This window comes from Tardiphaga sp. OK246 (assembly GCF_900188215.1).
Classification (GTDB): domain Bacteria; phylum Pseudomonadota; class Alphaproteobacteria; order Rhizobiales; family Xanthobacteraceae; genus Tardiphaga; species Tardiphaga robiniae.
The window spans coordinates 97,905-113,381 of sequence record NZ_FZOX01000002.1 but is presented as its reverse complement, the minus strand read 5'-3'; the positions used below and the strand labels follow the sequence as shown (position 1 = coordinate 113,381).

Genomic DNA, 15,477 nt, shown 5'->3' with positions numbered 1-15,477 from the left:
CCAGAAGCGGATATCTCGACACCAAAAGGCTTCATTGCAAGGGCAGATGGATCGGCATATTCGGGCAGTTCCAGACCAGCTGATTGCGTGGCGTCAATAAGGCCGATCCGACGAAGAGCGGACGACAAATGTGATTCAAATGCGCAACGACGAAGTCGCGCCAAAAACGCTAACAACAACAAACCACATGAGAAAACTTGATGTCCCTCACATCTAACAAGATCGCACTCTTCATCGACGGCGCCAACCTGTACGCCACCGCCAAGACCCTCGGCTTCGACATCGACTACAAGCGCCTCCTCAAGGAATTTCAGAGCCGCGGGACCCTCGTCCGGGCCTTCTATTACACCGCCATTATCGAGGATCAGGAATACTCGTCGATTCGCCCGCTGATCGATTGGCTCGATTACAACGGGTATACGGTGGTAACCAAGGCCACCAAGGAATTCATCGATGCGTCCGGCCGACGCAAGGTGAAAGGGAATATGGACATCGAGCTCGCCGTCGATGCCATGGAACTGGCCGAACATGTCGACCAGATCGTGCTGTTCTCGGGCGATGGCGACTTCCGCTCCCTGGTCGAAGCCGTGCAGCGTCGCGGTGTCCGCGTCACCGTGGTGTCCACCATCTCAAGCCAGCCCCCCATGATCGCCGACGAGTTGCGCCGGCAGGCAGACGTGTTTACCGATCTCATGGAGCTGCAGAGCAAGCTCGGCCGCGATCCGGCAGAGCGCCCTGCTCCGCGCGAACCGCGTCACCAGACGCCGCAATTCCTGCAGCGCGCGACCACGATGGCGCCACGAGGCGATGAAGATTTCGAAGACTAAGACGCAACTCAGCAGACAACAGCCGGCGGTGGTCGCAACCGCGATTTCCGCTGGCACTTCCACCGATCCCGGGCGCGATTGTCCCCTGTGCCCCCGCCTCGTCGAGTACCGGCTGGAGGTGCGCGAGCGCGACCCCGACGGCTACAACGGACCCGTGCCGTCGTTCGGCATGTCCGATGCTGCCCTCCTGATCGTGGGCCTCGCCCCCGGCGTGCAGGGCGCCAATCGTACCGGGCGTCCCTTTACCGGCGACTATGCCGGCGATCTGCTCTACGAGACCTTGCTCGATTTCGGCTTTGCCTCCGGCACCTATGAAGCACGCCCTGATGACGGGTTAATGCTGCAGGATTGCCGGATCACCAATGCCGTGCGCTGCGTGCCACCCCAGAACAAGCCACTGCCCGTCGAGATCACGACCTGCCGGCCGTTTCTGATCGCCACGATGGACACCATGCCGCGATTGCGCGCTATCGTGCTGCTGGGCCGCGTCGCCCATGACACGATGCTGAGGACGCTCGGCATTCGCGCCGTGACAGCGCCTTTTGCGCACGGCACGGTTCACGATGTCGGCCGCTTCAAGCTCTACGACAGCTATCACTGCTCGCGCTACAACACGAATACGCGCGTGCTGACGCCCGAGATGTTCCGTGCGGTGTTTGCGCGGGTGAAGGCGGATCTGGCGCAGTAAGTCAGCGAACCGTTCGCGACACAAAGTCGATGAAGGCGCGCACCTTCGCCGGCGGATGATGCCGCGAAGGATATAGCACGTAGAGCGGAAAGGTCTCGTCGGCCCAATCCGGAAACAGATTGACCAGGCTGCCTTTCGCGAGCTGGTCCTTCACGGCAATGGCAAGCACCTGGCAAATCCCGGTCCCCGCCAGGCACTCGGTCAGCATGGTCCCCGCATCGCTCAACACCAGCCGGCTTGAGATCCTGACAGGAAGGACCTTGCCCTTGCGATGAAACTCCCAGTCGTAGGGGCGACCGGTCTGCGGATCGCGGAAATCGATGCACTGGTGCTTCAACAAATCCAGCGGCGCCTGCGGTCGGCCATGGCGTTTCAGATAGCGCGGTGACGCAACGGTCAGCACCTGAATATCCGCAAGCTTGCGCGAGATAAGGGATGCGCCAAGTGGCTCGCCGAACCGCACGGCCACATCAACACCATCCGCCACCAGATCGCCGACGTGTTCGCGGGTGATCGTCTCCAGTGCCAATTCAGGATATGTCGCGAGAAAACCACCGAGATGACCGGCCAGCACCAGGCGTGAGAAGAATGGATCGATATTGACCCGGAGCCGACCTCGCACCCGAGCCGAAGCGCCGGAGGCATCGACTGCCGCCTCCTCGATCTCCTCCAGCGACGGCCGCACCCGCTCGTAAAACCTGCGCCCCTCATCGGTGAGCGCAATCGAACGCGTCGTGCGGTCCAGCAACCTTACGCCGAGCCGGGCCTCCAGCCGCGCGATCGCGTGACTGACGCCGGATGCCGACATACCCAGCGCCTCTGCCGCCCGCGAGAAACCTCCACCTGCGATCACAGCATCCAGCACGGTCACGCCGGTCAAAAGTCGCCCGTCCATCGCAACGCCATTCCTGATGTTTTGTCAGCAATGATGTGACGTGTTCTCGTTTCAGTCAAATATCGAAAAATGGGACAACACCGGCATTCCCACCCATTCGGAGAGCCACCATGTTCGCCATCACAGGAGCCACCGGCAAAGTCGGCGGCGCAGTCGCCCGCACGCTGCTTGCCGCCGATCAATCCATCCGCGTCGTCGTTCGAGATCTCAGCAAAAGCAAGACATGGGCAGCACGCGGCGCGGATATCGCCCTCGCCGACACCCGCGATGCCTCGGCGCTAACAAAAGCTCTCTCGAACGTCGACGGCGCGTTCGCGATGCTGCCGCCGACATTTGACCCGAGCCCCGGTTTTACCGAGGGCCGCGCGATGATCGAAGCCCTCCACACCGCACTCCGCGTGGCGCAGCCGCCGAAACTGGTTGTGCTTTCAACTATTGGAGCGGATGCGCCGCAGCCGAACCTGCTCAACCAGCTCGGACTACTGGAACACGCACTCGCCGACTTGCCGATGCCCGTGACCTTCCTGCGCGCGGCATGGTTCATGGAGAACGCGGCGTGGGACGTTACACCTGCACGCACGGATGGCGTCATTTCGAGCTATCTCCAGCCGCTGGATAAAACCTTCCCGATGGTCTCCGCGGAAGACGTCGGCCGCGCAGCAGCAGAGCTCTTGCTCGAAAGCTGGACGGGTCATCGCGTGATCGAGCTCGAAGGTCCCCGCCGCGTGTCGCCGAACGATATCGCCAAGGCGTTCACGAACGCGCTCGGCGGTCCCGTCAAAACTCGCATCGTTGCGCGCGATGGCTGGGACAGACTATTTCGCGAGCAAGGCATGACGAATCCGACACCGCGAATGCAGATGCTCGATGGCTTCAACGAAGGCTGGATCGACTTCCCCAAACGCGAGGCGGAATCGCGCAAGGGCACGATCACAATCGATCAAGCGATCAAAGCGCTCGTTGTCGAGACACCCGTCAAAGCAGGCTCGTCCTAGCCTGGGCTAGACCGGGTTCGCCTTCAGCCATTCCAGAACATCGCCTGCGTTCCGGTCCGGCGGAAACACCGGATAGAACACATGGGTAATCTTGCCGTCATCGATGATCATCGCCATGCGCTTGATCATCGTGAGATCGGCGACCTCCATGGTCGGCAGACTGAGTGCGTCGCTCAGCTCAAGTTGCTCGTCGGACAACACCGGAAACGGCAGATGCAGCCGCCCGGCCATTTCAGTCTGATATGCGTTGCTCTGCGTCGACAGGCCAAACACATGCTTGGCACCAGCGGCCTTCAGCTCCGCGAACAGATCCCGGAACGAGCAGGTTTGCGGCGTGCAGCCACGCGCGCCCGGAATCATGTCCCAGTCATCGACCAGCCCAATTTTACCGGGCTCGCCTGTACGCGGATAGCCGAACACCACGGTGCGGCCGGCGAGTTCGGACAGCGTGACCGCCGTATCGTTCGTGGCGCGCAGGCTGACCGGAGGGATCGTCATGCCGGTCAGATGATTGGCGGCGCCGTCGTCTTCCGGTGCCGGAATCTTGCTCCAGTCGACTTCGAGCAGGTTGCCTTGCGTCATCTCATCCTCTTGTTTGAAAGAATGGGCGACGCCCAGCCTTATCCCCGCGCGCGCAACAGACGGCCCTTCTCGCGGCCCCAGTCGCGGTCCTTCTCGCTCGCACGCTTGTCGTGGAGCTGCTTGCCCTTTGCCAGCGCGAGCTGCAGCTTAACCCGGCCGCGTTCGTTGAAGTACATCTTCAACGGCACAAGGGTCATGCCCTGGCGTTCTACCGCACCCATCAGCTTGTTGATCTGCTTGCGATGCAGCAGCAGCTTGCGCGGCCGCTTCGGCTCATGGTTAAAGCGGTTGGCCTGCAGATATTCAGGGATATTGCAGTTGATCAGCCAGATCTCGCCGTCCTTGGGATCGGCATAGGATTCCGCAATGGTGCTCTTGCCGTTGCGGATCGACTTTACCTCGGTCCCGGTCAAGGCGATGCCTGCCTCGACCGTATCCTCGACGGCATAGTTGAACCGCGCCTTGCGGTTCTCGGCGATCACCTTGATCGGGCGTTCGTTCTTTTCGGCCATCGTTCAATACTTTCAGCGTGCTGACCGAATATAGGTGCCCCGAATGCCCGACCCAAGCCTTGGGCTCAGGCCTTCTTGAGCAGGTCGCGGATCTCGGTCAGCAGTTCTTCTTCACGGGTCGGCTTCGGCGGTTCAACCGGCTTGGCGGCATCGTTGCGCTTAAGCTGGTTCATGAAGCGGATCACCAAGAACAGGACAAAGGCGACAATGATGAAGTTCAGCGTCAGGGTCAGGAAGCTGCCCCAGGCCAGCACGGCGCCCTGCTTCTTGGCGTCGGCCAGATTGGTTGCCGTAACGGATTTCGAGAGACCCGTGAAGTAATTCGAGAAATCGAGACCGCCGGTGATCGCGCCGATGATCGGCATGATGACGTCGGCCACCATCGACGAGACGATGGCACCGAAGGCCGCGCCGATGATCACGCCGACGGCGAGATCGACCACATTGCCCTTCATCGCGAAATCGCGAAATTCCTTCAGCATCTGCAATTCCTCTTTGTTTTCAACGAACGACGCGTACGCGCTTACAAATAAGGAGAGATGACGCAGCCAAAGTCACTCAACATCTGATTGATGCAGATATCTAGTTGATGAGGCCCGCGAAGACCATGGCGTCACGGATCACCTTGCCGGTGGGCGGCGTCACAGTCATCAGCGGCAGACGTACTTCTTCCTTGATGCGGCCCAGCAGTGCGAGACCGTGCTTGGCGCCGGCGAGGCCGGGCTCCTTGAAGATAGTGTCATGCAGCGGCGTCAGGCGATCCTGGATCTTGAGCGCCCCGGCATAGTCGCCCTTGAGCACCAGCGACATCAGTTCGGCACACAGCTTCGGCGCAACATTCGCCGTCACCGAAATGCAACCATGGCCGCCCGCCGCCATATAGGCCAGCGCAGTCATGTCTTCGCCGGACATCTGGATGAAATCCGGTCCCATCGCGTGACGCTGCTTGGACACGCGCGCGAGATCGGCAGTGGCATCCTTCACGCCGGCGATGTTCTTCAGCTCATACAGGCGCGCCATGGTGTCGACGGACATATCGACCACCGACCGCGGCGGAATATTGTAGATGATGATCGGAATGCCGATCGCATCGTTCACCGCCTTGAAGTGCTGATACATGCCCTCTTGCGTGGGCTTGTTGTAATACGGTGTCACCACCAGCACCGCATCCGCACCGGCCTTCTCGGCGTGCTTCGCCAGTGCCACCGCTTCCTTGGTGGAGTTGGACCCGGCGCCAGCGATCACCGGCACGCGGCCCTTGGCTTCGTCGATGCACCATTCGACGACCTTGTAATGCTCTTCATGGCTCAGCGTCGGGCTCTCGCCCGTGGTGCCAACCGGAACGAGGCCGTTGCTGCCCTCGGCCATCTGCCAGCTGACGAGCGCACGAAAGCCTGCCTCGTCCAGCGCGCCATCTTTGAACGGCGTGACCAGCGCGGTGTAAGACCCCCGGAAATTCGTCTTGGTGGCTGCCATGGTCTGCTCCGAACGCGATGCGGCTTTAGCCGTCTGCTTGAACCGATTGATTGAACAGCAAGTCTTATCGAGTCTGCGGCTGCGGCGAAAGACCGCCCGAAGCGGTTTCAGCGCGGTTTACCGGCTGTTTGGCCGTGATTTCGCCGCCGTGGCCGGGCAGAGAGGAGCAAGCGGTTACAGAAATTGACGATTTGGTCACCGTTTCAATCAAATACATCATGGGAATGCGTGCGATTGTCTGATTCGCCGCGAGGGAACGCCGTGAAGCACCTGCTCCTCACCTCGACTGCGCGGCGGACGGCCTTGCAACGGACAGCCTTGGGCTCCGGTCTGGCGCTGGCGGTCGGAGTATCGGTGCTGGCCGTCGAGGCCTGGGCGGCCACCAAGGTTCCATTGCCGAAAGCGCGCCCCATTGCGCGCAGTGCCGCACAGGCCCCCACGGCCGTGGCGACCCCGGCGAAGCCGCTCGCGCCGGATGCTGCGAGCCCGGCTCCCGTAATCCAGCCCGCCACACGCCAGCATGCGGCAATTCCACCTGCTGCCAAGAAGCCGATCGCCCGCGCCGCGGTGGCGGCAACAACATCCACCCCACAGGCGGATGCCGAAACGCTTGAAAACGTCATCGAGCTGATCCGCAAGCGCAAGGGGTCGGAAGCCGCGCAGGTCGTGCAAACGATTGGCGATCCAGTTGCGCGCAAGCTCGGCGAATGGATCTATCTGCGCAGCGATGACAATGGCGCTTCGGTCGAGCGCTACCGCGCTTTCGTCGCCGCCAATCCGAGCTGGCCATCGCAGACCTTCCTGCGACGCCGCATCGAAGCGGCGCTGTGGGACGACAAGCGCGACGACTCCGCGATCCAGTCCTATTTCGAGAGCGAGAAGCCGATTTCCGCCAAGGGCAAATTCGCTCTGGCCAAGTCGCTCCTCGCGCGCGGCGACCGCGCCGGCGCGGAGCGGCTGATCCGTGATGCATGGCGCAGCGATCCGTTATCGGGCGATACCGAGAACATGGCCATCGACATGTTCGGTCCGCTGATCACACCCGGCGATCACAAGGCGCGCATGGACATGCTGCTCTATGGCAGCGATTCAGATGCCGCGCTGCGCTCTGCCAAGCGCCTCGGCGGCGCGCAGATGGCGCTCGCGCGGGCGCGCATCGGCGTCACCAAGAAGGCATCGAACGCCAACGCGCTGCTCGCTGCAGTACCGTCCGAGCTGCATAGCGACCCCGGCTACATCTTCAGCCACATTCAGCAGCTGCGCCGCGAGGAGAAATTCGGCGAAGCAGCGCGGCTGATGATTGCAGCGCCGCGCGAACCGCAGCGCCTGCACAATCTCGACGAATGGTGGATCGAGCGACGTCTCACGGCGCGCAAGTTACTCGACGTCGGCGAACATCGCTCGGCCTATCTCGTAGCACGCGATGCTGCCCTGCCGGCGCGCGACATCTACAAGACCGAGCAGGAGTTCACCGCCGGCTGGATCGCGCTGCGCTTCCTGAAAGATCCCGCGACTGCCGCTCAGCACTTCGCACGTATCGGCGTCGGCAGCGTCAATCCGACAGCCCTCGCCCGCGCCGGTTACTGGCAGGGCCGTGCTGCGGAAGCCGCAGGCCGCAGCCAGGAAGCGCGTGCCGCCTACACACGCGCAGCAGAGCAATCCACCAGCTATTACGGCCAGCTCGCCCGCGCGAAGCTTGGCCTGCAGCAGCTCGACATCAGCGGTGCATTGACCGCCCGCGCGCGTGGGCTCGATCGACTGGAAATCGTACGCGCGGTGCAACTGCTCTACGCCATGGACGAGCGCGAAGTCGCCATCCCGATCTTCGCCGATGTCGGCGAGAACGGCGATCCGGAAGCCGTGCTCGGCCTTGCCGAGCTCGCGCAACAGAACAAGGATGCCCGCGGCACATTGCTGGTCGGCAAGGCGGCACTCAATCGCGGCCTGCCCTTCGATCACTATGCCTATCCGACGACGGGCATTCCGAGCTACCGCCCGATCGGGCCCGAAGTCGAGTCTGCCGTGGTCTATGCGATCGCACGGCAGGAAAGCGCCTTCAATCCGGCCGTCGTGTCGCCGGCCCAGGCCTATGGTCTGATGCAGGTGACGCCGAGCGCGGCGCAATACGTCACCAAGCGGCACGGCGGCACCTATGACCTCTCACGCCTCAAGAGCGATTCGGTCTACAATGCGACGCTGGGCGCCGCCGAACTCGGTGGCCTGCTCGAAGACTATCGCGGTTCCTACATCATGACCTTTGCCGGTTACAACGCGGGCCGCGGTAGCGTGCGCAAATGGATCGAACGCTACGGTGATCCACGTGACCCCAAGGTCGATCCGGTCGACTGGGTCGAGTCGATTCCGTTCTCGGAAACGCGCAACTACGTCCAGCGCATTATGGAAAATCTGCAGGTTTATCGCGCCCGCTTCGGCGGTGGCTCGCGGCTGCAGATCGAGGCCGACCTGCATCGCGGTGCCAGCAGCAGCGTCGAGTAGCATCAACTAGGACAGTGCGAATACGTCGGATGGGTAGACCGCAGACGCGTAAGCGTCGAGCGAAACCCATCCTACACCTTGGCACAGCGATCGATCACGCAAGCAAAAACCCCCGGCAGTTTCCTGCCGGGGGTCTTTGTTTCAGATAGCGATTGCCGTGAGGCAGTCGATATTAGAACGAGCGCAGGATCTGAACCGAACCGTTGTAGAGGTTCTGGTTGCTCGTGTTCAGGACCGTACCAGCCGGCTTGCCGGACATGCTCGTCACGGTGTAGGTGCCGTTGAGGTTCTGCTCGAGGCGGCTGTAGGTGAATTCAGCCGACAGGGTCAGGTTCTTGACAGGGGTCCAGGCAGTACGGGTACCGATCTGGGCCACGGCGAAGTCGAAGTTGCCGGTGCCGGCGAAGGTACCAGCGCGAGATGCTGCAGCCGTCGAGCTGCTGGTGCCCGGGCCACCCGTGGTGAGGCCCTGGAATGCGGCGAGCATCAGAGCATTGCCGTCACCATACGAGATGCTGCTGTAGCTGCCGAACAGCGACGTGCGCCATGCCGGGTTCCAGTAGTGCTCGTAGAAGCCAGCGACCGACCAGGCTTCGCTCTGGATGATCTGACCGCCGGTGGTGTACACGCCGTCCAGAACATAACCGAAGCCGATGGTGTTGCCGTCGACCTTCGCGAAGCGACCGCCGCCCGAGGTGTCGGTGGTGCCGCCAGCGATCGCGTACTTCGCTGCGCCCTTGGCGTAGGTTGCTTCGAGCTTCAGAGTGTCGCCTGCGCCGGTGGGCAGGTTCTTGAATTCAACCGCTCCGTTGACTGCGAAACCGTACTTGTCGTCAGCATGACCGGTAGCTTCGGTCGTGCCGTAGAAGCCCGGGGTAGCAGCGTGCATCGCAGCGCCGAAGTGCAGCGTGCCCCAAGCCTGGTCGAGGCGGATGTTGCCGACGACGTCAGGAATGTGGTTGCCGCCGTAGGCATTGCCCAGGAACGTGTTCGAGGTCGTGCCGTAGAACGCCCCCGTGAACGTGCTCGCGCCCGGTCCCGTGATGAAGGAATTGGTATTCCAGAGGCCGGCGTTACGGTAGGCCGAAGCGTTTTCGAGCGAGATCGTGCCCGACACGCCGTTACCGAACGAAGCGGTGTAGGCGATCTGCGCGATACCGGTCGTGTTGTTCGAACCAGCCATGAAGCCCGACGAAATGTAAGGCTTGTTGAGGGCCCACTGCGGGTCGAACTGCGAGACGGCCTTACCGAAGGTGAAGCCGGCGAACTGGATGAAGGCGTAGTCGACTTCGGTGAAGCCGCCAGCGATCGATTCACGGTTCTGCGAGAAGTCGAACTGCATGTTCGCGTAGGTACGAAGGACACCGTATTCGGTGGCAGTGCGGGTATCGGTGGTCAGGTTGATACGTTCGCGGGTGATGAAATAATCCTTGGTCCAAAGATTATTGCCACCAGCGCCACCCTGCCAGAACGGGGTGTCGTAAGCTGCGGCGTTGAACGAGGTGTCCAAACGGATCGCGCCGCCGATCTTGATGCAGGTGTCGGTGCCCGGGATGTAGTAGAAACCCGCGCCGTAGAGGGAGCAGATCTTCACGTATTCGACCGCTTTGGCCTTGACGGGAAGATCGGCTGCCTGAGCTCCGCCAACGGCGAGCAGAGCTGCCGTCGAGCCGAGAATAAGGCCCTTAATCGTCTTCATGTAAACCTCCAAGTTGCTTTAGGGAAGGTTCTGCAACGGGGTGGAGGCCACCCTGAAGACAAGTCCCCTTAATCCCTGACAACCCGCAAACGCTCCGAATCTCAAAACCCGTCGCACAAGGCGTGCCGACGAGGTTCAGGACGAACCACCTTACGGGACGACCTCGGGATGCCCCCCTCCGTCGCACCGAGACCATCTCCTAAGGTTTCTCGCTCCGCAACAATGGAACGCCTCAAAGCGGCCTCCATTCGGCCGTTTCCCGGGCTGTGTTGCTTAAATCACACGGACTCGTGAATGGGCATTCTTCGCAAGCAATTGTTTCAACATCAGAATTTCCAGCGCCGCATTTCAAGGCACCGCCCCATCTCGTAACGAGCAGAAAAACATTCACACTCGCATTAGATGTATCTGGCTGGCTTTCCTGGTCCCTCGGCCGAATCGTCTCGCATCTGCCGGAGTGATAAATTCCGGCAAGCGCGGAACGGCGGATGGCAATCGATAAACAGCCTCGGGACCCATTTCCCGGCAGCAAATACACCACAGGCGGACGCGGCATCTGGAGATTATTAAAGACACATCCACATCGGATGCGTCCGATTTTTGGGAACATGCGCTGCAGACTGCGATCTGGCGCTTGCGGCTCGCGACGGTGTCGGGCATATGCAGCAATGATGGAGCTGTGGCCGAGTGGCTGAAGGCACCGCTTTGCTAAAGCGGCATACCTCTCAAGGGTATCGAGGGTTCGAATCCCTCCGGCTCCGCCATCCTTTTTCCTACAATATTGTTTTCATTGGCGTTTCAACTTCTACCCACATGTCGACCCACAACCCGCCGCCCTTGTTCGGAGCTGAGGATCGCATGAACTTTTTTTTGAGCTCGGACATTTCGGGATTCAAAGATTTCAGCCGCTGCTGAGGACGCTCTGACCCCCTCGATCACTCCATCAGTCGCGCCGAACAATTTGCCGCTTCCCCAAAGTCGCCCCGAGTGGCCTGCCTGGCTGGCGTCCGGGATGCCGACTTCGTGGTGCTTATGTTGAACGAGCGTCACGGCGATGCCTCCCCCTGAGGCGCGGCGCCACAACAAACCGCTATTCGTCTTCGTGCAAACCAATGTAACTCTCGACAAAAAAGCAACCTGCACTGATCAAAGAAGCGCAAGGTTGGACGTCGGGAAGATGCACTGGAGGCTTCGCGACGCCAGACGAACTTCGCAAAGCAATCACCCGCGCGGTCAACCGCTGGCAACTCGCGGAAACATCCGGCATCGTTGATGTGCCCGAGATGGTGAAACGAGCGACCGGTCAGATTCCGAAGACCGGGCACAGCGGCTATAGCAGAGAAGTTCCTACTCTGTGGATATCGGTCGCTGGTGGACCGGCTTGGCAAATGCTTCATCTGAGCAAAATCGAGAAGCCGGAGTTAGTCGAAACGCTCGATAGTCTATGCGGGAGATGAGCGCTTGAGAATTCGCTCCGGACTGACGCTCGCTGTGACCTTGGAGTTGGAGAGTGTGGTCAGGAAGCCAGTCAAATATGTGAACGCTACCGCGCTCGATTGGCGGTCATCAGAATAGCTAACCCGTCAAAGAAATTCGCAGCGACGTCCGCTGTCGTTGATGCCCGCTTTGCGCCATAAGCGGTCAAAAGCGATCTACAAAGGGAACTGTCGACGCGTCGATACTTTCCCCTACACCCGCATCCAGAACGAAGAATTGCGGCCACGGTTTCATGAGAGACTAGCTGCGAAACTCAACCGAGATGGCTCACGAATTTTGTACTCAAGTAAGCATTAAGCCCCTCAATACCTCCCTCGTGCCCGTAACCTGACTCTTTTACGCCACCAAATGGCGTTTCCGGAAGCGCGATACCAAAATGATTGATAGACACCATTCCGTGGTCAAGTCCATCGGACACCTTGGTTGCAGTCTTCGCATCCTTGGTAAAGGCATAGCTCGCAAGACCGAACGGCAGACTATTGGCGCGCTCCAGCACTTCATCGGTATCCTTGAAGCGTAGCATCACCGCGATCGGGCCAAATGGCTCCTCGTGCATAATTCGCGCATGAGTGGGGACATTCGTCAGTACAGTCGGCTCGAAGAAGTTGCCGGCATTGCCAATGCGCTTGCCACCCGTTTCGACTTTAGCACCCTTCTCCTGGGCATCGAGCAGAGTGGTTTCCATCGCATTGACCCGCCGCGGATTGGCAAGCGGTCCCATTTTGCTGTTGGGATCAAACCCGTCTCCGACTGCGATACCGCGCGCAAGGTCCGTGAATTTGGCAACAAACTTGTCGTAGGACCTCTCCTGAACAAAGAACCGCGTTGGCGAAACACAGACCTGGCCCGCGTTGCGATATTTCATGCCGGCCAGAAGTGTAGCAATGCCATCGGTCTCGACATCGTCAAAAACTAGCACGGGCGCGTGGCCGCCAAGCTCCATGGTCGAGCGCTTCATATGCTGTCCGGCAAGCGAGGCCAGATGCTTGCCGACCGGGACAGATCCCGTGAACGATATCTTGCGGATCGCCGGTGAGCTGATGAGATATTCCGAGATCACGGCCGGAACGCCGTAAACCAGATTGATCACACCGGCGGGCACACCGGCCTCTTCGAAGCATTTTACGAACTCGATTGGCGAACCCGGCGTTTCCTCGGGGCATTTGATGATGATCGAGCAACCGGCGGCAAGCGCACCGGAGATTTTCCGAGCAGCCTGTAACACCGGAAAATTCCAGGGCGAGAAGCCCGCCACCGGACCGACAGGCTCCATCAGCACCATGTTGCGGACGCCGTCGGCGCGCGCCGGAATGATGCGGCCATAGGCGCGGCGACCTTCCTCGGCGAACCATTCGATGACGTCGGCCGAGCCCATGACTTCGAGCTTCGCCTCGGCCAGGAGCTTGCCTTGCTCAAAGGTGAGAATGGTGGCGATCTGCTCGACCCGCGCGCGCACCAGATCGGCAGCCTTGCGCAGGATCTTGCTGCGCTCGAAGGCGGAGACGCGTCGCCAGGTATTGAAGCCGGATTGAGCAGCCGCGATCGCCTTGTCGAGATCGGCCTTTGACGCATGCCCGAGTTTGCCGATGGGCGTATTCGTGGATGGATTCATCACGTCCTGGTAATCGCCCGAAGTCGGCTGGACCCATGCACCGTTGATATAATGCGGGAGCGTATCGCGATATTGTCGCTGCATGGACTGAATCCTGTTCCAGATTTCGGTTTGTCGTGAATTGAGTTGCGAGTCTATTCAGGGGGCCAGCACACCAAGATACTGGCGGACATCAGGCTGGCTCGTGAGGTCATCATAATGAGCATAGTTGGTGACCGCTCCACCGCTGACGAACAGGAAACGCTCGCAGATCTCCTTGAGGATCGTCAGTTGAAACGTCGCCGTCGGATGTAGGCAGATGAAAACCAGCCGCTTCTCACTGCGCAGCTTGCGGAAGAAATCCAGCATGAAGCCGATATAGCCATCCTGAGTATTGAACTGCGGTTCGTCGAACAGATGAACGAGCGGATAGGCGCTTGCAGCCTGCTCCATCGTGAAGGACGGCCTCGTCTTTCTGAACTGACGGACTTGATAGGACTGATGGTAATGAATCGCGAGACGATCGCGCTGAAGATAGCGAACTCTCTGCATGTCCTGACCGGCAACCATCACACGCCCTGCCGACGGCACGTTCGATCCCGCGATCATCTCGAATAGCGTCGTCTTGCCGGCGCCGTTTGGCCCCATGACGCCCACGATCTCGGGCTGCATGAAAGCGCGATCCACATGCAATTGAAATGCGCGCTCCCGGTCGAGCAAGCCGCGGCGATAGATCTTGTTCACGCCTTCCAGCGCGAGTAGCGGCGTATCGCTCATGACAGCCCTCCCAGAAGCTTACGCTTGAGGCCGGCATCTGCAGTCAGTTCCGCCGCGTCCCCCGTCCAGGCAATATGCCCCTGCGACAACACGACGACCCGATCGGCAACGCTCAATGCGACATCGGCATTCTGTTCGACCACGATACTGGCAATGCCCGCCTGCCTGAGGCGCCGGATGACAGCCATCACGTCATCGACGATTTTCGGTGCAAGGCCCTGGCTCGGCTCGTCGAACAGCACGAGACCGGGTGAACCGAGCAAGGCGCGGGCAATGGCGACCATCTGCATCTCCCCGCCGGACAACGTCTCGGCTTCGCGCGCCATCAGATATTTGAGCGGCGTGAAAATCTCGGTGACTTCTCCAAGAGACCACCCTCGAAAGCTCGTCCGCTTTTCGCCCAACGAAAGATTTTTCGCCACGGTGAGTGTCGGACAGAGGCGACGGTCGTCCGGCACCCAGCCAATTCCGGCGCAGGCGATATGATGCGTCGCGCTTGCTGCGATGGACTTGCCCTGAAAACGGATGTCGCCCCGGCGCGCGCGCGTGAGGCCGAGGATGGAGCGAAGCACCGTGGTTTTGCCAGCGCCGTTGGCGCCGAGCAGAGCAAGCACCTCGCCTGCGCGTACGGATAACGAGACCGAAAACAGCGCCTGCGTCTCACCGTAGAACGAATCGATACCGGATACATCGAGCATCAGTTGAGCCGCCCCAGGTTGGAAGCCTCGACCCATGGATTCGTCTTGAGTGCGGCCGGCGCGCCGCGCGCGATCACCTGCCCCCAATGAATGACCGATATCTCATCGGCCAGCGAGAAGAGGAATTCCATGTCATGTTCGATGATGACGATGGTGAGATCGCCTTTGAGCTGAAGGATGAGATCGGCCAGTCGCGCGCGCCCGTCGCTGCCGAGACCCGCAGTCGGTTCATCGAGAAAAAGCAGCTTGGGACGACAGGCCAGCGCAACGCCGATTTCGAGCGCGCGCCGCGCACCATAAGAGAGCGACTTGGCCTCATCGTCGGCGCGCCCTGCAAGACCCACCTTTTCGAGAATGCTGTGCGCTTCGTCGACCAGAGCGGAGTCGGCATAGGCCTGTGCAATCATGTCGTGCCCGCGCCGGCGCGTGCCCGGAAGCGCAATGGCTATGTTCTCGAATACCGTGAACTCGTCGAACAGGTTCATCAGCTGGAACGACCGTGCGATGCCGAGGCGTGCGATATCCTGGGGACTTTTCCCGGTGATATCGTCTCCCTGCCACAATACCTGCCCGCGATTGGGCTTGTAGCGGCCAGTCAGCACATTGAAACAGGTCGTCTTGCCGGCGCCGTTCGGCCCCATGATGCCGGACAATTGGCCGGCTTCAAATGCAAGCGAGACGCTCTCGAGCACGACGCGATCGCCGAATCGCAGATGCAGGTCTTTGGCTTCAAACAGGGGCATG

The 15,477-nt window shown here is 60.5% G+C and carries 14 protein-coding genes and 1 tRNA gene; 5 read left to right on the top strand and 10 right to left on the bottom strand.

The window, feature by feature from the left end:
• The first annotated feature begins 200 nt into the window (after positions 1 to 200).
• Positions 201 to 827, top strand: coding sequence for a LabA-like NYN domain-containing protein (locus tag CHC01_RS07910; protein ID WP_068732474.1), 627 nt, complete (start codon positions 201 to 203; stop codon positions 825 to 827).
• Positions 808 to 1,515, top strand: coding sequence for a uracil-DNA glycosylase (locus tag CHC01_RS07905; RefSeq protein ID WP_089263813.1), 708 nt, complete (start codon positions 808 to 810; stop codon positions 1,513 to 1,515). The genes CHC01_RS07910 and CHC01_RS07905 overlap by 20 nt, the downstream gene beginning before the upstream one ends.
• A gap of 1 nt (position 1,516) precedes the next feature.
• Here the strand turns inward: CHC01_RS07905 and CHC01_RS07900 are convergent, their stop codons facing one another.
• A complete protein-coding gene (locus CHC01_RS07900; RefSeq protein WP_089263812.1) occupies positions 1,517 to 2,410 on the bottom strand; it encodes a LysR family transcriptional regulator in 894 nt (297 codons plus the stop codon).
• A 110-nt stretch (positions 2,411 to 2,520) separates the two neighbouring features.
• Between CHC01_RS07900 and CHC01_RS07895 the strand changes: the two genes are divergently transcribed.
• Positions 2,521 to 3,405, top strand: coding sequence for an NmrA family NAD(P)-binding protein (locus CHC01_RS07895; RefSeq protein WP_089263811.1), 885 nt, complete (start codon positions 2,521 to 2,523; stop codon positions 3,403 to 3,405).
• Positions 3,406 to 3,411: 6 nt separating this feature from the next.
• Here CHC01_RS07895 and CHC01_RS07890 read toward each other — a convergent pair whose 3' ends face one another.
• The 4 genes from CHC01_RS07890 to dapA form a co-directional block, all read right to left on the bottom strand.
• Complete coding sequence (locus CHC01_RS07890; RefSeq protein WP_089263810.1) at positions 3,412 to 3,987, bottom strand: peroxiredoxin; 576 nt, start codon at positions 3,985 to 3,987, stop codon at positions 3,412 to 3,414.
• Positions 3,988 to 4,025: 38 nt separating this feature from the next.
• Positions 4,026 to 4,499 carry an SsrA-binding protein SmpB gene (smpB, locus tag CHC01_RS07885; RefSeq protein WP_068732465.1) on the bottom strand — a complete coding sequence of 158 codons (474 nt, stop codon included), beginning with the start codon at positions 4,497 to 4,499 and terminating at the stop codon, positions 4,026 to 4,028.
• A gap of 65 nt (positions 4,500 to 4,564) precedes the next feature.
• Complete coding sequence (gene mscL, locus CHC01_RS07880; RefSeq protein WP_089263809.1) at positions 4,565 to 4,981, bottom strand: large conductance mechanosensitive channel protein MscL; 417 nt, start codon at positions 4,979 to 4,981, stop codon at positions 4,565 to 4,567.
• Positions 4,982 to 5,081: 100 nt separating this feature from the next.
• Entirely contained in the window at positions 5,082 to 5,975 is an 894-nt protein-coding gene (gene dapA / locus CHC01_RS07875; RefSeq protein ID WP_089263808.1) for a 4-hydroxy-tetrahydrodipicolinate synthase, read from the bottom strand.
• A 336-nt stretch (positions 5,976 to 6,311) separates the two neighbouring features.
• On the opposite strand from dapA, the gene CHC01_RS07870 reads away from it, so the two are divergent.
• Positions 6,312 to 8,471: a lytic transglycosylase domain-containing protein gene (locus tag CHC01_RS07870; RefSeq protein ID WP_439079948.1), complete on the top strand. Its 2,160-nt coding sequence runs from the start codon at positions 6,312 to 6,314 to the stop codon at positions 8,469 to 8,471.
• Between the two features lie 172 nt (positions 8,472 to 8,643).
• Here the strand turns inward: CHC01_RS07870 and CHC01_RS07865 are convergent, their stop codons facing one another.
• A complete protein-coding gene (locus tag CHC01_RS07865; RefSeq protein WP_089263806.1) occupies positions 8,644 to 10,170 on the bottom strand; it encodes a porin in 1,527 nt (508 codons plus the stop codon).
• A 673-nt stretch (positions 10,171 to 10,843) separates the two neighbouring features.
• Between CHC01_RS07865 and CHC01_RS07860 the strand changes: the two genes are divergently transcribed.
• Positions 10,844 to 10,934 (top strand) — tRNA-Ser (locus CHC01_RS07860).
• Between the two features lie 986 nt (positions 10,935 to 11,920).
• Here CHC01_RS07860 and CHC01_RS07855 read toward each other — a convergent pair.
• The 4 genes from CHC01_RS07855 to CHC01_RS07840 are packed head-to-tail and all read right to left on the bottom strand — an operon-like array spanning position 11,921 to position 15,476.
• Positions 11,921 to 13,363, bottom strand: coding sequence for an NAD-dependent succinate-semialdehyde dehydrogenase (locus CHC01_RS07855; RefSeq protein WP_089263805.1), 1,443 nt, complete (start codon positions 13,361 to 13,363; stop codon positions 11,921 to 11,923).
• 54 nt (positions 13,364 to 13,417) lie between these two features.
• Complete coding sequence (locus CHC01_RS07850) at positions 13,418 to 14,035, bottom strand: ATP-binding cassette domain-containing protein (protein ID WP_089263804.1); 618 nt, start codon at positions 14,033 to 14,035, stop codon at positions 13,418 to 13,420.
• Positions 14,032 to 14,733, bottom strand: coding sequence for an ABC transporter ATP-binding protein (locus tag CHC01_RS07845; RefSeq protein WP_089263803.1), 702 nt, complete (start codon positions 14,731 to 14,733; stop codon positions 14,032 to 14,034). Before CHC01_RS07845 ends, CHC01_RS07850 begins: the two co-directional genes overlap by 4 nt.
• The gene (locus tag CHC01_RS07840; RefSeq protein ID WP_089263802.1) at positions 14,733 to 15,476 is read right to left on the bottom strand and encodes an ABC transporter ATP-binding protein; all 744 of its coding nucleotides are present in this window, start codon (positions 15,474 to 15,476) and stop codon (positions 14,733 to 14,735) included. The genes CHC01_RS07845 and CHC01_RS07840 overlap by 1 nt, the downstream gene beginning before the upstream one ends.
• Position 15,477 lies beyond the last annotated feature (1 nt).